The 19409-nt window shown below is 52.1% G+C and carries 16 protein-coding genes and 1 CRISPR repeat array; of the genes, 4 read left to right on the forward strand and 12 right to left on the reverse strand.

All coding sequences use genetic code 11. The features are described 5' to 3' along the window. Positions 1 to 163: 163 nt before the first annotated feature. The 4 genes from glmS to cdaA all read right to left on the reverse strand — a co-directional run bounded on the left by glmS (position 164) and on the right by cdaA (position 5529). Entirely contained in the window at positions 164 to 1978 is a 1815-nt protein-coding gene (glmS, locus tag FD25_RS00990) for a glutamine--fructose-6-phosphate transaminase (isomerizing) (RefSeq protein WP_057800732.1), read from the reverse strand. A gap of 343 nt (positions 1979 to 2321) precedes the next feature. Continuing rightward, a complete protein-coding gene (glmM, locus tag FD25_RS00995; protein WP_057800733.1) occupies positions 2322 to 3680 on the reverse strand; it encodes a phosphoglucosamine mutase in 1359 nt (452 codons plus the stop codon). 38 nt (positions 3681 to 3718) lie between these two features. Continuing rightward, positions 3719 to 4681, reverse strand: coding sequence for a CdaR family protein (locus FD25_RS01000; protein ID WP_057800734.1), 963 nt, complete (start codon positions 4679 to 4681; stop codon positions 3719 to 3721). Then, positions 4681 to 5529 (reverse strand): diadenylate cyclase CdaA, encoded by an 849-nt coding sequence (gene cdaA, locus FD25_RS01005; RefSeq protein WP_057800735.1) that lies wholly within the window; start codon positions 5527 to 5529, stop codon positions 4681 to 4683. The genes FD25_RS01000 and cdaA overlap by 1 nt, the downstream gene beginning before the upstream one ends. Before the next feature lie 287 nt (positions 5530 to 5816). On the opposite strand from cdaA, the gene FD25_RS01010 reads away from it, so the two are divergent. Then, positions 5817 to 6467 carry a DUF1361 domain-containing protein gene (locus FD25_RS01010; protein ID WP_057800736.1) on the forward strand — a complete coding sequence of 217 codons (651 nt, stop codon included), beginning with the start codon at positions 5817 to 5819 and terminating at the stop codon, positions 6465 to 6467. Between the two features lie 123 nt (positions 6468 to 6590). Beyond that, a CRISPR array of direct repeats spans positions 6591 to 7960; the repeat unit is 28 nt; unit sequence GAATCACCCCCACACGTGTGGGGAATAC. An 89-nt stretch (positions 7961 to 8049) separates the two neighbouring features. Here the strand turns inward: FD25_RS01010 and FD25_RS01015 are convergent. Together FD25_RS01015 and murB are read right to left on the reverse strand one after the other, a co-directional pair. Next, on the reverse strand, positions 8050 to 10191 hold the full coding sequence (locus FD25_RS01015; protein ID WP_057800737.1) for a cation:proton antiporter: 2142 nt from the start codon (positions 10189 to 10191) through the stop codon (positions 8050 to 8052). 15 nt (positions 10192 to 10206) lie between these two features. Continuing rightward, positions 10207 to 11115, reverse strand: a complete 909-nt coding sequence (gene murB / locus FD25_RS01020) for a UDP-N-acetylmuramate dehydrogenase (protein ID WP_057800738.1) — start codon at positions 11113 to 11115, stop codon at positions 10207 to 10209. Positions 11116 to 11398: 283 nt separating this feature from the next. Between murB and FD25_RS01025 the strand changes: the two genes are divergently transcribed. Both FD25_RS01025 and FD25_RS01030 read left to right on the forward strand, forming a co-directional pair. Next, entirely contained in the window at positions 11399 to 12163 is a 765-nt protein-coding gene (locus tag FD25_RS01025) for an exodeoxyribonuclease III (protein ID WP_057800739.1), read from the forward strand. Positions 12164 to 12184: 21 nt separating this feature from the next. Next, positions 12185 to 12721, forward strand: a complete 537-nt coding sequence (locus FD25_RS01030; RefSeq protein ID WP_057800740.1) for a 3'-5' exonuclease — start codon at positions 12185 to 12187, stop codon at positions 12719 to 12721. Between the two features lie 51 nt (positions 12722 to 12772). Here the strand turns inward: FD25_RS01030 and FD25_RS01035 are convergent, their stop codons facing one another. From FD25_RS01035 to FD25_RS01050, 4 genes are all read right to left on the reverse strand, one after another. Then, positions 12773 to 13306 carry a GNAT family N-acetyltransferase gene (locus FD25_RS01035; protein WP_057800741.1) on the reverse strand — a complete coding sequence of 178 codons (534 nt, stop codon included), beginning with the start codon at positions 13304 to 13306 and terminating at the stop codon, positions 12773 to 12775. Continuing rightward, positions 13299 to 13775 carry a tRNA (adenosine(37)-N6)-threonylcarbamoyltransferase complex ATPase subunit type 1 TsaE gene (gene tsaE / locus FD25_RS01040; protein WP_057800742.1) on the reverse strand — a complete coding sequence of 159 codons (477 nt, stop codon included), beginning with the start codon at positions 13773 to 13775 and terminating at the stop codon, positions 13299 to 13301. Before tsaE ends, FD25_RS01035 begins: the two co-directional genes overlap by 8 nt. A 237-nt stretch (positions 13776 to 14012) precedes the next feature. After that, positions 14013 to 14990, reverse strand: a complete 978-nt coding sequence (pta, locus tag FD25_RS01045; protein WP_057800743.1) for a phosphate acetyltransferase — start codon at positions 14988 to 14990, stop codon at positions 14013 to 14015. Between the two features lie 47 nt (positions 14991 to 15037). Then, positions 15038 to 15751 carry a uracil-DNA glycosylase gene (locus tag FD25_RS01050; protein ID WP_057800744.1) on the reverse strand — a complete coding sequence of 238 codons (714 nt, stop codon included), beginning with the start codon at positions 15749 to 15751 and terminating at the stop codon, positions 15038 to 15040. Positions 15752 to 15885: 134 nt separating this feature from the next. Between FD25_RS01050 and FD25_RS01055 the strand changes: the two genes are divergently transcribed. Next, positions 15886 to 16455 (forward strand): LURP-one-related/scramblase family protein, encoded by a 570-nt coding sequence (locus FD25_RS01055; protein ID WP_057800745.1) that lies wholly within the window; start codon positions 15886 to 15888, stop codon positions 16453 to 16455. Positions 16456 to 16475: 20 nt separating this feature from the next. Here FD25_RS01055 and smpB read toward each other — a convergent pair whose 3' ends face one another. After that, positions 16476 to 16949 (reverse strand): SsrA-binding protein SmpB, encoded by a 474-nt coding sequence (gene smpB / locus FD25_RS01060; protein ID WP_057800746.1) that lies wholly within the window; start codon positions 16947 to 16949, stop codon positions 16476 to 16478. Between the two features lie 15 nt (positions 16950 to 16964). Further along, a complete protein-coding gene (rnr, locus tag FD25_RS01065; protein WP_057800747.1) occupies positions 16965 to 19406 on the reverse strand; it encodes a ribonuclease R in 2442 nt (813 codons plus the stop codon). Positions 19407 to 19409 lie beyond the last annotated feature (3 nt).

Below are 19409 nucleotides of genomic sequence, written 5' to 3' on the forward strand. Positions count from 1 at the left end.
AAGTGCTATATTGACCCATCATTTACCGCTAAGAGTTGGATTAAATTAATTACTGCAGAACTTATCATCAATTCAAACTATAAACAGCTATTCAGAAAAAACAGCCATAGAAAAAGGACCATGCCGCCTCGGCATGGTCCTTCGATACAATGTTTAGTTAGAGTTATTCTACCGTGACACTCTTAGCCAGGTTCCGTGGCTTATCGACATCCAGGCCCTTGTTCAGACTGGTGTAGTAGGCCAACAGTTGGGCTGGCACGACCGTCAACAATGGCATCAACATTTCGTCAACGTCTGGTAAGACCAGCGTATCGCCGTCAATCGCCAAACCTTCACGCACGATCGTCATCGTTTTAGCGCCCCGAGCCATGGTTTCTTGCAAGTTACTGCGCGTTAAGCCCGCCGTCTTCGCTTGCGTAATGAACCCAATCACCGGCGTGTCCTTTTCGATTAAGGCAATCGTTCCGTGCTTTAATTCACCGGAAGCAAATCCTTCAGCTTGCACGTAAGAGATTTCCTTTAACTTCAACGCCGCTTCCAACGAAACCGCGTGGTCGATTCCCCGGCCAATGTAGAAGGCCCGGTTAGACTTCATCAGGTAGTTGTTGGCCAGGTCTTCAATCTTGGCCTTTTCGTCGACGATGGCTTGCATCCCCGTTGCGACCAACCCTAACTGCTGACGAATGTTGAAGTTTTGGGCCACGATTTGCCCGTTCACTTCACCCAGTGCCTTAGCTAAGATGGCTTCCAACGCGATTTGGGCGGTGTAGGCCTTAGTTGACGCCACGGCGATTTCTGGACCGGCGTGCAACAACAAGGTGTAGCTGGCTTCACGGGATAACGTGGAGTTTTGCACGTTGGTGATGGTCAGACTCGGGTAACCCGCATCGTTAACGTTAACCAAGACTTCCCGACTATCGGCCGTTTCACCGGATTGCGTCAGGAAGATAAAGAACGGCTTGTCGGCTAACATCGGTTGTTCGTAAGCAAATTCGGAGGAAACGTGAACTTCCGTTGGGATGTGCGCTAAGCGTTCGAATAATCGCTTACCAACTAACCCAGCATGGTAGCTAGTTCCGGCCCCGATGATGTATAAGCGATCAGCAGCTTGCATGGCCTTAATCAGCTTGTCATCAATTTGGGGTTCGCCGTGTTCGGACAAGTAGGTTTGGGCTAACTTCCGCATCACGTTTGGTTGTTCGTCGACTTCCTTCAACATGTAGAACGGGTAAGTCCCCTTGTCGGTTTCGTCGGCGTTCATGTCCACGTGGTAGGTCTTCCGTTCCACGGGATTACCATCGGCGTCTTGAATCTTCACGTCGTTTGGCGTTACCGTGACCACTTCGCCATCCATGATTTCCAAGAAATCATGAGTTTCCCGTAACATCGCCATGGCATCGGAGCAGACCACGTTAAAGCCGTCCGCCACACCAACCAGCAGTGGGCTCTTGTTCTTAGCAACAAATAACGTGTCGGGTTGTTCGCGGTCCATCAATAAGAAGGCGTACGACCCCTTCAACAGGCTCAAGGCCTTCAAGAAGGCGGACTTCGCGTCCAAGTTGTCTTCTACGGCGAACTTGTCGATCAATTGAACAACTACTTCGGTATCCGTTTGGCTCCGGAAAGGCACGTCACTCAAGTATTGCGCCTTAATTTCCTGGAAGTTGTCAATCACACCGTTGTGGACCAGGTAGAACCGGTCGTCGTTAGAAAAGTGTGGGTGCGCGTTATCCACGCTGACAACCCCATGAGTGGCCCAACGCGTGTGCCCGATCCCGGTTGACCCGTGAACGTCCGGCGTGATTTTTTCCCGTAATTGGGAAATCCGGCCCTTGGTCTTAACCAGATAGTCGTTGCCCTTCTGGTCGTTAACGTAAATTCCGGCTGAATCGTACCCCCGGTATTCCAACTTTTGAAGTCCTTCAACTAGGATTTTAACGGCATTATCGTTGCCCGTGACACCAACAATTCCACACATAAATAATCTTCCTTTTCTTGAGAACGTGCTGAAAATCACGTCTCGATTAATTTTAATGTTGAAAATGAATGAGTTTTCTTGAAAATTGGTATAGACTGAAACATTTTGAAAACTATTCTTGAATGACTATACTTTACTGCCTTCCTGCAGGGTTGTCAATCTAAAAATCTCAAAATGGTCTATCGCTGTTTTAATATTTGATTAAGGTCGTACAGTTCCTTTACGATTTAGTCGCTCATTCGCTGATTTACCGGGGATTTCCCGTTGAACGACCTGTCATCGCTAGGTCAGGTCAGTAAAAAAAGCCGTTGCCAGAAACAACGACTTTTCTATTTACTTTCAATTATTCTTTAACGCCCACTTCGGCCCGGACCACGTCGGCAATCCGTTCCACGTAGGTGGCCACGATTTCCTTAGTTGGAGCTTCAGCCATGACCCGCAGCAGCGGTTCCGTCCCGGAAGGCCGAACCAGCACACGACCGTCGCCGTTCATTTCCTTTTCAACGGTGGCAATCATGGCTTTCACTTGGGGGTTCTCCATCGCGGCTTGCTTATCGGCAACCCGGATGTTCACCAGTTTTTGTGGATAAGTCGTGACGTCGGCAGCTAGTTCGGACAGCTTCTTACCACTGGCTTTCAAGATGTGCAACAGTTGTAAGCTGGTCAACAAGCCATCACCGGTGGTGTTGAAGTCCAAGAAGACGATGTGACCAGACTGTTCGCCTCCCAGGTTGTACCCGGACTTGAGCATTTCTTCGACCACGTACCGGTCACCGACCTTGGTTTTTACGGACTTTAAGCCGTGCGCTTCCATGGCCTTGTACATCCCCAGGTTACTCATGACCGTGGTCACGATGGTGTCCTTCTTCAGCCGACCGTGTTCGGCCATGTACTTCCCACAGATGTACATGATCTTGTCGCCGTCCACGATATCACCGTTTTCGTCGACCGCGATACACCGGTCACCGTCACCGTCAAAGGCCAACCCAATCTGGGCGCCCTTTTCAACGACAAACTTTTGCAGGTTTTCCGGATGGGTCGACCCAACTTGGTCGTTGATGTTGACCCCGTTAGGCTTCGTCGCAATCGTGTCAAAGTCTAAGTCGAAGTCGGCGTATAACCGTGAGACCAGACCACTAGTCGAGCCATTGGCGGCATCAACGGCGATGTGCAACCCGGCTAAATCGTCAGAAATGGTTTGTTCCAAAAATTGGATGTACTTCTGGCTACCTTCGGAGTAATCTTCAACCGTGCCTAACCCATCCGTTGACGGGCGGGGTTGGTCGTCGGTTGGGGAATCCAACAGGGCTTCAATCTCTTCTTCCATGTCGTCGGACAGCTTGTAGCCGTCGTTCCCAAAGTACTTGATCCCGTTGTATTCGGCGGGGTTATGCGAGGCCGTGATCATGACCCCGGCAGCGGCCCCCTGCGTCCGAACCAAGTAGGCCACGGCCGGCGTGGTGATGACGCCTAAACGTAAGACTTCGATGCCGACGGACAGCAGCCCAGCGACCAAGGCGTTCTCCAGCAATTGACCGGAAATTCGTGTATCCCGGGCCACGAGCACTTGGGGATGCTTGTTTTCGCTATCGGCGTGTTGGGTCAACACGTACCCACCATAACGCCCCACTTTAAACGCTAACTCTGGCGTTAACTCTTGATTCGCAACGCCTCGTACACCATCAGTTCCAAAGTATTTCATGACAGAATTCCTCATTTCTCAAATTTTTAAATGACAGATTAATTAGCAGTGGCTTTAACCGTGACCCGAATGGTTGCCGGATCAAAGGCGGTGACTTGATTGTCGTTGGTGTCTAACGTCACGGTCTTAGTCGCCGTATTCTTGACGTCACTCACGTCGACATCCACCTGCGCCGTGCTCAGCGCTTTTAATTGCGCCGCACTTCCGAAGGCCTTCACCTTAGTCGTCGAACTGCTTAGTTTATACGTCGTCCCGGACGAGCCGTTCTTGGCGTTCAGCTTGACGTTGACCGTCTTACTGGCCCCCTTAGTGATGGGCAGGTTGACCGTGGTGGTCGACGGCGTCAAGATCACGTTAACCGTCTTCCCCTGCTTATCCAGGGCTTCAATCACGGCCTGACTATTCACGGTCTTCTTGGTATTTTGCGGGACGGAAAGTTGGGCAATCACCTGACTAACCCGTGAGATTTCGTTAGCCGCCCCGGTCGCCTTCACGTTGGTCACGTCGGTCGTGGGTTTCCCCGCGGTGTAGCCCGACGCAATATTTTGCTGGTTATAGCGCACCTTCACGGGGAAAGAGACCGTGCGCCGGGGCTCAATATCCACGGTGATTTTCGCCGGGGATATTGACGACTCAATTTCGTGGTTGAGCCCCTCTTGGTGTAACGACACCTTGTGCTTCCCCGTTCCCAGATCACTTAACGAGGCGTAAACCTTGAAATTCTGGGTGTTGGCCGTGGTGGTTACCAGCGCCAACGGCCCACGCAAGGTCACCTTAACCTTTTCGGGGTAGCCCGTCACAAAGTATTTATTACTATTCACGTTTAATTGAAGGGGCACCGAAACCGTCATGGTCTTGGTGGCCGTCAACGACGTCTTGCCGGAATTGGTCGTCTGTTGATTACTCGAGGACTGGGTATTGTTCACGTAAAAGAACAGCAAAATCGCTAGGATCAACGCCAAAATCCGGTAGATCCACGCCGTGTAGTGTTGATTTTTCATTAGCGGCGCCCCCTATGCAGACGTTTGTCGACCCAATCCAACGCCGTTTCTAAAATATTGTGGTTCGCAGCAGCTTCTTCGTTGACCAATTCGTGCTTCAAGAACTTCAGATAGTCCTCCTGGGTCAGCCCGCGCAACAGTTCGTTGTTCTTGGTAATGGAAACTTCCCCGGTCTCTTCCGAAATCACGATGGTTAACGCATCGGTGACCTCAGAAATCCCAACGGCCGCCCGGTGCCGGGTCCCCAGTTCCTTAGGAATCAGGTTACTTTCCGACAACGGTAGGTAGGCCGCCGCCACCGCAATCCGATTATTACGAATGATCACGGCCCCATCGTGCAAGGGGGTGTTCGGGATAAAGATGTTGATTAACAATTCACCGGTCAACTCGGCATCCAGTTTGATACCCGTTTCGATATAGTCTTCCAGCCCCGTGTCCTGTTGAATCGTCATTAACGCCCCGATTCGACGCTTGGACATGTACTGAATGGCTTTATCCAAACCCGCAATCATCCGGTTAGCCGCTTCGTTTTCGTTCCGCATGCGTACAAATAACGAACCACGTCCCAGATGTTCCAACCCCCGGCGAATTTCGGGCTGGAAGATGATGATGACCGCAATCACTCCCCAGTTGATCACCTGATCCATTAACCACGAAACCGTGTTGAGGCCAAAGTAACTACTAATTACCTTGACCACCAGAATCAAGATGACGCCCCGGAAAAGTTGAATGGCCTTCGTTCCCCGTAACATGACGATCAGTTCGTAGATCACGAACCAGACCACCAGGATATCCAAAACGTTGACCAAATTACCTAACGTTAGGAGATTTCCCCAGTTCAGGTTCATTTGACTTTCCCTCCAAATTGAATTCAGATTTTATTATATCACGCCCCTTGACCTTCCGCCGCAATTCCCCTCAATGTCCCCCAAAACTCGGTCAAATTTTAGAAATTCCAAGTGATTTCGCTTTCAAAAGTGCTTGTTCGGCCAATAAGTTTACAAAATTTATTAAGGTCGACCGCAGTCTGTCAGTCCGCTCATAATTTTTGGTAAGATAGAAAGCATATTGTACTTCGACCGGCATAATTCGCTGTAAAATAGAGGTAAAGAATGAAAGGGTTGGGTGATGGCTTATGAATCGGCGTGCCAAGTGGGAAATTCGCGGCTTCTTTATTTTATGGCTGCTATTTCTTTTTTTCCGCGCTCACGACCCCTTCTCGTTTCTGGTGCTAAACACCTTTTTGGGGTACATCCCCATCGAGATCAGTTTTCATCTCGGGCGAAAGCGCTCGGCGTGGCTATTCTGGCCGATGGTAATTGTCTGGCTACTCTTCTATCCCAACGCGCCCTACCTACTGACCGACCTCTTTCACCTGTCACTGCTTCAGCCTTACGCGGTCAGTGGTCTATTGCGGGTGACGCCCCACATCTGGATCTACTTCACTTACCTGATCACCAGCGCCCTATTCTGTGCATTTCTGGGGTTCTGGAGCCTCAACTTCGTCAGTCAAAGTATCTCGGAACGACTGGCTCGAGGCAATAACATCGTCCGATTAATTGTCGTTTTAACGTTGACCTTCCTATCGTCGGTCGGGGTTTACATCGGGCGCTTCCTCCGGATCCATACCATCTATTTATTCTTAAATCCGGAGCAATTCATCAGGCCCTTAATGAACATGTGGACTAATGATTTATGGATATTTGTGATTTTGATGACGTTTATCCAGCTCTTCTGTTACTGGATTTTGCATCTGATTATGACGGCTCAAAAACCTAGTTATTAACCAATAAATACCAAGCGGCCGTCAGTGGAAAACTCCACTGGCGGCCGCTTTTGTGCTGCTATTTTTTATGCCCACACGTGTGGGGAATACCAGGATCTCGATGCGCAGACCGTGGAAAGGGAGGAATCACCCCCACACGTGTGGGGAATACTTTTAAAAAAAGAAGAATCCCGTTAAATCAACGGAATCACCCCCACACGTGTGGGGAATACCTTATCAGTAATTGTAATGATTGTGTCCCCTTGGAATCACCCCCACACGTGTGGGGAATACCTGTCTCCACCGTTCTCAATCTTGATGTTGTTAGAATCACCCCCACACGTGTGGGGAATACTGTTCAATTTAACGCCGGGGTGATTGACGGAGAGAATCACCCCCACACGTGTGGGGAATACTGTTGACAGTAGAACGATCCATCTATGATTTTAGAATCACCCCCACACGTGTGGGGAATACCCCGTAACAAACCCCTTAAAATCACCGTTGCCAGAATCACCCCCACACGTGTGGGGAATACTGTCACCAGTTCATCCCCATCAAGGCGAGCTAGGAATCACCCCCACACGTGTGGGGAATACCGGGTTGAAATCCAGGTCGTTAGTCTCATCAAGGAATCACCCCCACACGTGTGGGGAATACTCCGGGTCAACGTCGATGACGTCGTGCCCCGTAGAATCACCCCCACACGTGTGGGGAATACGAATTCAAGCGTGAGCTGAGCTACAAGGGTAAGGAATCACCCCCACACGTGTGGGGAATACTTAAGGCAGCGGCCTTGTCCGCTTCGCTCATGAGAATCACCCCCACACGTGTGGGGAATACTGGTTACACCACTTGGCAAGTTAACCGCTGTAAGAATCACCCCCACACGTGTGGGGAATACGATAACTCCTTTAACGCCCAGTACAACACCGAGGAATCACCCCCACACGTGTGGGGAATACCCGTGGTAATTTTACCGTGCTTGTCCTCCGTGAGAATCACCCCCACACGTGTGGGGAATACCCCGGTCAGTTAGCTGCTGGCTGGGTCTAGGCGGAATCACCCCCACACGTGTGGGGAATACTTTTCTGGCAACCGCAGCCGATTAATGTATCCAGAATCACCCCCACACGTGTGGGGAATACGCCTATAGAATGTGGGTTTTAAATTTCCTTCAGGAATCACCCCCACACGTGTGGGGAATACTACCAATTAATAGTTAACTTCCCACTATCGATAGAATCACCCCCACACGTGTGGGGAATACTCGCAATGCTTACCTTGATACCCTTTGATGACGGAATCACCCCCACACGTGTGGGGAATACTTACCCGTCGTCGAAAGGCTGGTCGTCACGTAAGAATCACCCCCACACGTGTGGGGAATACGTACCCAGAATTTGAATCCTTACCAATTTAAAGGAATCACCCCCACACGTGTGGGGAATACTGATATGAGTGAATGACGAAATCGAGCAAGGCAGAATCACCCCCACACGTGTGGGGAATACACTAAACAAATCCCGGTCTAGCAGCATTTAGAATTTCATAAATTTCGTTTTTACATGAACTTGACTTAAGTCAGAGGCACTAGTATTCCTTAGTCCCCGTCATCTTCACTGCTCAACGACATGACCAACACGTTTTCCGCGTAGTTCACGTATTGCCGCAGGCGCGATGCCATGGCCCAGGAAATGTTACCCGCTTCTAACAAGTTTTGAATCCCGGCCCGTTCGGCACTTAATGCCCGAACCCGTAACTTGTTAAATTGGTGTTGGTACTCTTCTTCGTGTGACGGTGCCGCGGCCGCCTTGGCGCGCTCAATCCGGTTGCGGTAATGCACAATCAGGTGGTAAATCGCCTGGTTATCGAACTGCGTTTCGTCCACGTCCGTTCGTGACAGATACTGCGACAACGTCTTGATGGCCGCCTTAGCCGTCTGACGCTCAATCAGATTGCTTTCGGCATGAAGCCGGTCCGTATCTTCGGAGTGCAGCCAGTACGCGGCGTTTCGCCATAAGTGCTTAAAGAACAACAACCAGTAATGTAAAACGCTCGGCATGGAACGCCCACTGGCCTGTGTGACCCGGCTTTCCAGCCGTTCGATCCGCCGCAAGGCCCCCACGTAACTAGTCTGGGTAATCTTCGCGCCCTGGCGTAACTCCTTAAGCTCCGCTCGTTCACCCGCTAAGGCAACTTCCCGTAGCTTCAATTCGTCATTCAAGACCTTTTGCATGGTATCGTCCGCCCGGTAACTCATTTCTAAACGCCGGATCACGAACTGATAATCCAGAATCAAATCATAAGCGGCTCGCTGGTTATTCGGTCGCCGTAACTCCTCAATCTTGGAGATGGCTAGCCGCATGATGTAGGCCCGGGCCTCGTCCTCACTAATCTGACGGACGGGCTCTTCGGGATACTCCTCCGCATCATCGTCGTCATCCAGGTCCAAATCGTTCGCGATATCATCGCTGACACTCGCCCGGGTCTTTAACGGCTGACCATCCGTCGAAATCAACGGTAACATGATGGTCGCCGCGACCAGACTAATGATGATCACGCCGGACGCCACGAACAGCATTAGCGCCCGGGTGGGGAACCCGGCCCCACTGGCTACCGTCAACGGCACGGAGAGCACCCCGGCCATGGTGACGGCCCCCCGAACCCCGGAAAGGCCCGATAAGACGGCCATCCGGAAGCTGGGGTGTTCGGTCGTCGTCTTGCGAATTCGCTGGAACAGGATGTACCCGTAAGTCCAGACGGTTCGCAAAACCACAATGATGACCCAGGTCCCCAACGCAAACAGCATGGCTTCGCCGGTATTAAACTGACCACCCTTGATGACCTGCGAGGTCGCCACGGGGAGTTCGATTCCTAAAATCACGAACACGATCCCGTTTAACGAATAGATAATGATGTCCCACACTTTTTCGGTCACTAGCTTGAGTTCTGGCGAATCCTCCACAATCTGACTCTCACGCGCGTGGTATAAGACGCCCGCCGTTACTACGGCAATGACGCCGGACGCGTGGGCCAGCTCTTCGGTCACCAGGTAGACCACGAACGGCGTGGCAATCTGCAACACCGTGTTAAAGACCACGTCGTCGATCCCTTGCCGCCGTAAGACGTCCATCAAGAGCTGCACGCCGGTCATGATGATTAGACCGGCCAGAAAACCGACAATACTGATGTAGATGAAATCACTGGTCGCTGTTTTCAGGGAAAAGGCCCCGGTCACGGTCGCCGCAATGGCGTATTTGAAGGCAATCAGCCCACTGGCATCGTTGATCAGACTTTCACCGCTGACCAGGTGCATCAGATTCTCGGGCAGCTTGACCTGCTTGGAGATCGACTGCACGGCCACCGGGTCGGTCGGTGATAGGATGGCGGCCAAGGCAAAGGCCACGGTCAACGGCATCTTGGGAATTAGCCAGTAAATCAGAAAACCACCCAGAATCGTGGTCAGAAAAACGAGCCAAATGGCGTTGGCAAAAATCGGTCCCCGCAACCGCCAAAGTTCGCGCCGCGGGAAACGCCGCCCATCGTTATACAGTAAGGGCGCAATGAACAGGAGTAAAAACCAATCCGTCTCCAGTTCAATCTGGAACTTCCAAATTAGGGCAACAACTAACCCCAACGCGATTTGAATTAAACTGACGGGGATAAAGGTTAGGTAATGACTAATAATATTTGAGAGTAACACTAACACAATAAGCAGAATTACTGCTTCAAGTATTGGCAAAGAGGGTCCCCCTTTCTAGGCGTGTGGTTCTTCGCCGATAATTCGAACTTCGGTCTCCAGGTGGACTTGGTCGCGTTCCCAGATGACCGTTTGAATATGGTGGATTAATTCCAGGTAGTCGGTCGCCGTCGCGTGATCGATATTGACGATAAATCCCGCGTGCTTGGTCGACACCTGTGCGCCGCCCCACTTGAGGCCTTGCAGGCCCGCCTCTTGGATCAGTTGGCCCGTATAATGACCTGCTGGTCGCTTAAAGACACTCCCACAGGATGGCAGGTCTAACGGTTGCTTGGCGGCCCGCTTAGCGTTCAAGTCATCCATTTGGGCCTGAATCGCGGTTCCGTCCCCCGGTTCAAGGGTAAAGGTCGCCGTTAATACAATGTCGTGGTAGTCCTGAATCGAACTATGCCGGTACCCAAAGTCGAGTTCTTTTTGCGTCAGCGTGCGAATCTCACCCGCCTGCGTCAAAATTTCCGCCGCCGTGGCGACCGCCGCAATTTCACCGCCATATGCCCCGGCGTTCATGAAGATGGCCCCGCCGACACTGCCGGGGATCCCCGCCGCAAACTCTAAGCCACTCAGACTGTGGGCTTGGGCGACCTGGGTGGTCTTGATCAACGCGGCGCCGGCAGCGGCCGTCACCGTGTGGGCGGCTTCATCGACCGTGATCTGAGCCATCTTAGTCAGAATCATGACCAGGCCCCGAATCCCCCCGTCGCGCACGATTAAATTACTGGCGTTCCCGACGACCGTAATGGGCAACCCCAACTGGTTCGCGTAAGCCAGTAACGACTTGGTCTCCTGAACGTTGGTTGGGAACGCCAAAAAATCGGCAGGCCCCCCCGTCTTGGTGTGCGTGTAGTGGGCGAGTGGTTCGTGACGTAAAATTTCTACGGCTGGAAAGGCCGTTGCAATATCTTCCATGATTAACGATTTCCCTTCATCTTGAAAAATTTCAGACCACCTTACCAGTCTTTTCGGTAGGGTGGCAACCGCGCTTAAACGTCATCACCACCTGATGATGGGCTCAGCAACCGGTAGTACGGGTTTCACTGATCGTCGTGAGGTGGACGAACTCCCCAGAAAAACCCATTAAAGCATAGGAATAGTTTAGCATGAATTTTCACAAAACAACACGCGAAACGCCTGAAAACGGGCGAAAACTCATTTTCTGGTATACTAGACATATTCGTTGGAGGTGTTTTTCGTGAAATTTATTTCGTGGAACGTCAATGGTCTGCGGGCCATTGTGAAAAAGGACTTTATGACAACGTTTCAAGACCTCGATGCCGACTTTTTCGGCATTCAAGAAACCAAACTACAAGCCGGGCAGATTGATCTCGACATCCCCGGGTACTACCAATATTGGAACTATGCCGAACGCAAGGGTTACTCCGGCACGGCCCTGTTTACCAAGCACAAACCCTTAGCCGTGCATTACGGGATCGATGCGCCGGACTTCGACCACGAAGGCCGGGCCATCACCCTGGAATACCCGGACTTTTACGTAATGACCTGTTACGTGCCGAACTCCGGGACCAAGCTGAAGCGCCTGGACTTTCGCATGGGTTGGGAGGATGCCTTTCTGACCTACATCAACCAACTCAACGCCAAAAAACCGGTCATCTATTGCGGCGACCTCAACGTGGCCCACGAAGAGATCGACCTGAAGAACCCCAAGAGTAACCACCACAACGCCGGCTTCTCCGATGAGGAACGGGGCAAGTTCTCCACCCTGTTAGCCGCCGGTTATCTAGACACGTTTAGGTACTTCTACCCGGACGCGACCGGTCGGTATTCCTGGTGGAGCTACCGGTTCCACGCCCGCGACAACAACGCCGGCTGGCGAATCGACTACTTTGTGACCAGCCAACGCTTGCAAAATCAACTCCAAGACGCTAAAATCTTAGACCAGGTCATGGGCTCCGACCATTGTCCGGTCGAGCTCGACGTGACCGACTTAACCGTTTAATTTTGAAAGGAAGATGCCGTCGTGAACTTTGTCGCTATGGACTTTGAAACGGCTAACGGCAAGCGGTATAGCGCCTGTTCGTTAGCGTTAACCATCGTCCGCAATAGCCAAGTCGTCGATGAATTTTACTCACTGATCAAACCCGATACCGACTTCTTTTGGCGCAACGTCCAGATTCATGGGATTCACGAAGCCGACGTGGCCAACGCCCCCACCTTTCCCGAAGTCTGGGAACACGTGGCGCCGTTCTTCCAACGTGATCGGCTCGTAATCGCCCACAACGCCCCGTTTGATAACGGGGTGCTGCGTAGCAGTCTGGAACATTACCGCCTACCCGCGGCGCGATACCTGACCTTAGATACCGTCAAAACCAGCCGGAAGTTCTTTCCGGAATTTCCCAACCACAAGTTAGATACGGTTTGCGAGCAGCTCAACATCGACTTGCACCATCACCACAACGCGTTGGACGACAGTTTGGCGTGCGCCAACATTCTGTTGTACGAAGCCAACCATTTCGGCACCCAGCCGCTTAAATCATTCATCAAAGTGACTGCTTAGACGTTAAAGGGATCCTCATACCCGTCACGGGTACGAAGATCCCTTTTTAAGTTATTCATCCTCGGCGAGACCTTGGTCGTTTAACGGGTAGACCATTTCCACGGCCGTCACCCGGTTGCCCGCATCGTCCGTGACCGTTTCCGGTGGCGTCTTGGTCCGAGTAAAGCCCAACTTGGTGTAGAGCTTCACGGCCGCCACGTTGCGGGTCTGCACGATAAGGCCCACCGCAGCTAGCGAACTGGCCGTCTCGGCCCAGTACAACGCCTCGTCGACCAACGCGGTCCCAATACCCTGGTGCCAATAGGCCCGTTCCACGGCCACGCCCAACTCGCCCACGTTGCCTTCGTGAGTCGGCGAGACCGATAGGACCCCGATCAACTGATCTTTGAGGCTGGCGACCAAGAGAAGGTGGGCTGGACTGCGCTTGATCTGTTCGATCTGGTCCCCCTCTTGGTCAACACTAATGGGGTCGTCGGCGTTAGCTAACGTAAACGTATCGCTTTCCTGCTGCAAACGTGCCAATAAGGTCAACAGTTGCGCCGCGTCCCCGGCTTCCGGTAAGCGGATTGCGACGTCCTCACTCATGGCGGGTCGCCTCTAATTGATCGACTAATTGGACAAAATGGTCGCCGTGAGGTTCGAAGGTCAACGTTCGTTGGGTTTCCCCCGCATCGTCATCGCGTTTAAACACGATGCGCAGGTAGTGTTCCGGTAGTTCATCGGCAATGAATTGCGACCACTCGATCACGTTCACCCCGTCACCATTAAAGTACTCTTCTAAGCCCAGTTCGTCCCCACTGCCGTCTTCCAACCGGTAAACGTCCATGTGGTACAGGGGCAACCGCCCGCCCTGATACTCGCGGATAATGGTAAACGTGGGACTCTTCACGTTACGTTTGATGCCTAACCCGGCGGCTAAGCCCTTGGTAAACGTGGTCTTGCCGGCACCTAAATCGCCGTCGAGCAAAATCACGTCTTGGGCCTTCAATCCGGGGGCCAACTGTTTCCCGAGGGCCATCGTCATTTCCGGACTTGTGACTGTCAATTCTAACATTGCATTTACTCCTTTATACCAACAATCGTTTAATTGTAGCTGTGACTGATGATTAACGTAGTTCTATGCCTAGTATTAATTCATTTACAAAATCAGCGGGCAACCAGCTTCAACCTAACTAAGATCTATCTTTAAAACTCAAGTACTGATTTAAATCGTCGAATTCATTACAAATAATACCCGGATTGCCATTAAAGCGCAATCCGGGTATCCGGTAACTTCGTGAATCGTTAATTACTAGTTTAATGCCTGAGCGGCCGTAATGATGGCCACCTTGTAGACGTCTTCTTCGTTGCAGCCACGAGATAAGTCGGAAACCGGCTTGTTCAACCCTTGCAGAATTGGGCCAATGGCTTCAAACCCACCAAACCGTTGGGCAATCTTGTAACCGATGTTCCCGGATTGGAGTTCGGGGAAGACAAAGACGTTAGCGTGACCCGCCACGTCCGACCCCGGTGCCTTTTGGGCGGCAACCGTTGGTACGAAGGCCGCGTCAAATTGAAGTTCTCCGTCGACGGCCAAATCTGGGGCCGTTTCGTGAGCAATCTTCGTGGCTTCTTGGACTTTGGTGACCATGTCGCCCTTAGCCGAGCCCTTAGTGGAGAAGCTTAACAGCGCCACCTTAGGGTCGATGTCGAAGACCTTAGCGGTGTGGGCACTTTCCACGGCCACTTCGGCCATCCCCGCTGCATCCAATTCAATATTGATTGCACAGTCCGCAAAGACGTAACGTTGGTCGCCCTTTTGCATGATGAAGGCCCCGCTAATGCGCCGAACGCCTTCCTTGGTTTTGATAATCTGCAAAGCTGGTCGAACGGTGTCGCCGGTGGCGTGAATCGCCCCGGAAACCATCCCGTCGGCTTGGTCCATGTAAACCATCATGGTCCCGATGTAGTTCGGATCCTTCAACATCTCAGCCGCCTGTTCCGGCGTGTTCTTACCGTGCCGGCGTTCAACCAAAGCGTCTAACATGGCCTTGTGTTGGTCAGCAGGAATGTTTTCAGGATCCAGTAACGTCAACTGGCTTAGGTCAATGTTGTTTTCCTTGGCCGTTGCATCGATTTCGGCTTGTTTGCCTAAAACGATGGCTTTGATCAACCCGTCGTGGGCTAACCGACTAGCGGCGCCTAAGACCCGCTTATCGGCCCCTTCTGGGAAGACGATGGTTTTATTTTGTCCGTTAATTTTTTGCTTAAGACTATCAAAAAGTTCCATAGGTGAAGACCTCCATAAAATGTCCTACGAATCAATTCTCTTTATGCTTACGCGTGGTTAGGTTGTGAAGCGTCGTCAGCACTGGCCGTTGCCGGTAGTTGCCAATCGATGGGCGTTTCACCTAATGATGTTAGTGCGATGTTGGTTTTTGAAAAGGGACGGGACCCGAAGAATCCGCGGTTAGCCGATAACGGACTCGGATGCGCCGACTTCAAGACGATGTTCGTCTTAGTGTCGATCAGCGCAATCTTGTCTTGAGCAGCGCGGCCCCACAGGATAAAGACCACCGGTTCGGCGCGTTCGGAAAGTTTCCGAATAGCCGCATCGGTCAGCCGTTCCCACCCGTGTCCCTTATGGGAAAAGGCGGCCCCGTCACGCACGGTCAGTACCGAGTTCAGGAGTAACACACCCTGATCGGCCCACTTTTTCAAGTAACCGTGGTTGACTGGGGTACAGCCAACGTCCGTCTGGAGTTCCTTATAAATATTCAGTAACGACGGTGGAATCTTGGTCCCCGGCATCACGGAAAAACTACACCCGTGGGCTTGGCCCGGATTGTGATACGGATCCTGACCCAAGATGACGACCTTGACCTTGCTAAACGGCGTCCAATCGAACGCCGTAAAAATGTGATACATGTCCGGATCAATCCGGTAGTGCTGGTACTCTTCAACCAGAAACTTGCGCAGTTCCTGATAATAATCCTGCTCAAACTCCGGTTCCAGTACCGGCCACCAATCATTATGAATAAACGGTTTCATTCCCAACACCTCAGCTTTTATTCTATCATATTGCCTAGCGAAATGATATTCCCGAACGCCAAGTCTAAAACATGTTAAAATAAAGAAAACATCCGTGACGTTTCACGCCATAAATTCGTTGTTGGAGGTGCCCCATGCGTCAACTGTATCTCAACCAAGCCGCCCTATCGGCCCGTGCGACCACGGTCATTCGCGATGCTGATAATCAATCACGCTACCTCCTGGTCGGTAAATGGGGGCTGCGGGCCGACGTTCTAACCGTCTACTTAATCGACGGGTCACTCGAAGCCGAAGTTAAACAAGAATCGTTGGGGCTGTTGCCCCGCTTTCGGTTGCTGTACCACCGCCAACCCGTAGGTCACGTTAGTAAAACCTTCGGCGTGATCCGAGAAGTGCTCTTCGTTCGCGGTCTCAACTGGGTCATCATGGGCAACCTGAACAGTGGGCGGTTCCGCATCTTTCACGGTCGGGAACTGATTGCCAACATCGCTCCGGTATCAGCGGACGGTCAAACCATCGCATTAGAGGTCGATCAACCCGATCACGAGGCCCTGGTGGTCTGTTTAGCCGCTATCTTGGACCGTTGGGCCAAGCACCAACAACGGGGCTTAAATCCCTTGAAAAATCGCGGGTGGGCCCCCGGCTTATCGTCGGAAGTCACGCCCTTCATCACGCAAGAAAAAAACCTCGATCGTCGTTACTGACGGTCGGGGCTTTTTAATGGTTAATAGTGTTTCATGACCCGGGCAATCTGCCGGTCCTGTTCACGCCGCTTCAGGGATTCACGCTTGTCGTACTCGCGTTTCCCGTGGGCGACCCCAATTAAGACCTTCGCAAATCCGTGCTTGAGATAGACCTTGAGTGGAATCAGGGTGACCCCTTTATCCTGCGTGGCTAAGCCCAAGCGCTTGATTTCCTTCTTGTGTAACAGCAGTTTACGATTCCGCAACGGATCATGGTTAAACTGGTTTCCCTGAGCGTACTCGCTAATGTGAACGTTCATTAACCAGGCTTCCCCGCTACGAATCTGGGCGAATCCATCCTGTAAGGTGATCCGTCGTTCCCGCATCGATTTGATTTCAGTCCCCGTCAACACCAAGCCCGCTTCAATCGTTTCGGTCACGGTATAATCATGCCGGGCCTTACGGTTTTGAGCGAGTTGGTTATCCGGGGTCTTTTTCGGTTTCCGTTTAGCCAAAGGTGTTCGCCTCGCTTAGTGCCGGTTCCCGTTTTGTGAGTTCCGGTTTTGGCCACCACTATGGTTCGTGTTGCGATGGTTATTGCCGGCGTTCCCACGGTGGTCCGAGGACCGGTGAGTATTGTTCGTGTTGTTCCGGTGACCAGCGCCACCGTTCCCCCCATTACGGTGGTTCCGGTTGCCGCCATTACTTCCGTTATGACCGCCGTTACCGTGTTGGTTGTTCCGGTTGTTCCCAAAACGACCGCCGCCACGAGAGCGGTGTTCCCGGTGTGGCAAGAGGTCACTGACCGGGGCGTCTTCAGGATTCAACAGTTCAAAGTCAATTTCACTTTGTTCTTTGTCCACGTGAATAACCTTGACCCGGATGGCTTGACCAATTCGGTAAGTCCGTCGCGTATTGCGACCAACTAGGGCCAGGTACTTTTCCACGTATTCGTAGTAGTCGTCTTGCATCCGGCTGATGTGAATCAACCCTTCGATGGTGTTCGGTAATTCCACGAACATCCCGAACTTCATCACGGAACTAACGACGGCGTCAAATTCTTCGCCGACGTGGTCCGCCATGTATTCGGCCATCTTCATGTCGTTCGTATCCCGTTCAGCATCGATTGCCCGCCGTTCCATTTCGGACGTGTGGACCCCGATTTCTTCCAGAACCGGTGCAAAGACTTGCTTCGACGCATCGTTGATCCCGTGGTCTTCGTAGTAGTGAATCATCCGGTGCACCATGGTATCTGGGTACCGCCGAATTGGTGAGGTAAAGTGGGTGTAGAATTCTGCCCCCAACCCGAAGTGTCCCAGGGATTGGTCACTGTACCGCGCTTGCTTTAGGCTCCGTAACATCATGACCGAGACCATGGCTTCTTCCGGCTTCCCCGCAACCTGCTTTAAAATGCCTTGCATCATCTTAGGCCGCAAGTGGTTCGGGTCACCCTTAACGTTGATTCCAAAGGCCGTCAAGAATTCGAAGAAACTCCGAACCCGGTCGCCATCTGGCGTTTCGTGGACCCGGTATAGGAATGGAACCTTGGCTCTGAAGTAATGTTCCGCCACGGTTTCGTTAGCGGCCAGCATGAAGGATTCAATCATCCGTTCAGCCAAGCCCCGCGTCCGTAACTTCACATCAATCGCGTGGCCCTTGTCGTCCACGATGATTTCAGCTTCGCGGTCATCAAAGTCAATGGCCCCCCGGTTCTTCCGGTGCTTCAGCAAAATCCGGTGTAAGTCCCCCATGTCTTCAAACATTGGGACTAATTCCTTGTAACGATCCATGGTCACCGCATCGTGGGCTTCCAGGATTTGGTTAACGGCCGTGTAAGTCATCCGCGCCTTCGAACGCATCACGGACGGGTGAATCCGGTGCTTAACCACGTTACCTTCCTGATCGATTTCCATGTCACAGCTCATGCATAACCGCAATTCGCCCTCGTTCAACGAGCAAATTCCGTTGGACAACCGCCGAGGCAACATTGGAATCACCCGGTCGGTCAGGTAAACGGACGTGCCCCGCTTGTAGGCTTCCTTGTCGATCAAAGAACCTGGCGTCACGTAATGGGAAACGTCGGCAATGTGCACGCCTAAATGATAGTTACCGTTCGGCAACTTCCAGGCGGTCACGGCATCATCCAAGTCTTTGGAAGACTCGCCATCGATGGTGACCAGATTCTGGTTAGTGACGTCTTCACGCCCCTGCATTTCTTCCGGCAAAACGTGATCGGGAATCTCATCGGCCGCTTGCATCACGTCTTCTGGAAATTCGGCCGGAATGTTGTGTTGGTAGACGATCTGTAAGATGTCGATGCCGGGATCGTCCACACTCCCGATGACCTGCTTAGCAATCCCCACCATGGCATCGGGATGTGCATCGTTCGGGTATTCCGTAATTTCGGCCGTCACGACTTCACCGGGTGTCGGCTTCAAGCCCACAGCGGTAATGTAGAACTTGTACTTGAGCAACTTCTTGTCCGTCAAGCGAACTTGGCCCACGTAACCGGCATCGTCATCGGTCTGCATAAATTCACCGACAACTTGTTCGTAATGCCGTTCGACAATTTCGGTAACCTTACCTTCGGGGCCCTTGCCCGTTCGGGGATCGCCGGCCCGGACAATTTCAATCTTGACCGTGTCGCCGTTTAAGGCCCGCATGGTGTTGTCCGGTGCGATGTAGGCATCCGGTTCGACCTTGTTTTCGTCGTACGCCACGAACCCGAAGCCCTTGTCGTTACCGTGGAAAATCCCGGTTAAGACCTTTTGGCTTGGGTCCAGTTGAAAATGCCCGCGGTCGGTGACTTGTACTAAGCCATCCCGTTCGAGCTGCGCGAGTTCCTGGACGATCAGCTTAAACGCCGCTGATCCGTGATAATGGAGGGCATCCGAAATGTCCTCAACGGTATAGGTTTGATCCGCGTGTGCGCGGAAAAACGCTGTTAAATCTGCTTTTAAATTATCTTGCACTAT

The sequence above is a fragment of the Levilactobacillus acidifarinae DSM 19394 = JCM 15949 genome (genome assembly GCF_001434835.1).
Taxonomy (GTDB): Bacteria; Bacillota; Bacilli; order Lactobacillales; family Lactobacillaceae; genus Levilactobacillus; species Levilactobacillus acidifarinae.

Coding starts and splice junctions, on each gene's coding strand:
- FD25_RS01000 (WP_057800734.1), bottom strand. CDS start 4,681: ATGAAAAATCAACACTACACGGCGTGGATCTACCGGATTTTGGCGTTG.
- cdaA (WP_057800735.1), bottom strand. CDS start 5,529: ATGAACCTGAACTGGGGAAATCTCCTAACGTTAGGTAATTTGGTCAAC.
- murB (WP_057800738.1), bottom strand. CDS start 11,115: ATGGAAGATATTGCAACGGCCTTTCCAGCCGTAGAAATTTTACGTCAC.
- FD25_RS01050 (WP_057800744.1), bottom strand. CDS start 15,751: ATGAAACCGTTTATTCATAATGATTGGTGGCCGGTACTGGAACCGGAG.
- pta (WP_057800743.1), bottom strand. CDS start 14,990: ATGGAACTTTTTGATAGTCTTAAGCAAAAAATTAACGGACAAAATAAA.
- glmS (WP_057800732.1), bottom strand. CDS start 1,978: ATGTGTGGAATTGTTGGTGTCACGGGCAACGATAATGCCGTTAAAATC.
- tsaE (WP_057800742.1), bottom strand. CDS start 13,775: ATGTTAGAATTGACAGTCACAAGTCCGGAAATGACGATGGCCCTCGGG.
- FD25_RS01010 (WP_057800736.1), top strand. CDS start 5,817: ATGAATCGGCGTGCCAAGTGGGAAATTCGCGGCTTCTTTATTTTATGG.
- FD25_RS01055 (WP_057800745.1), top strand. CDS start 15,886: ATGCGTCAACTGTATCTCAACCAAGCCGCCCTATCGGCCCGTGCGACC.
- glmM (WP_057800733.1), bottom strand. CDS start 3,680: ATGAAATACTTTGGAACTGATGGTGTACGAGGCGTTGCGAATCAAGAG.
- FD25_RS01035 (WP_057800741.1), bottom strand. CDS start 13,306: ATGAGTGAGGACGTCGCAATCCGCTTACCGGAAGCCGGGGACGCGGCG.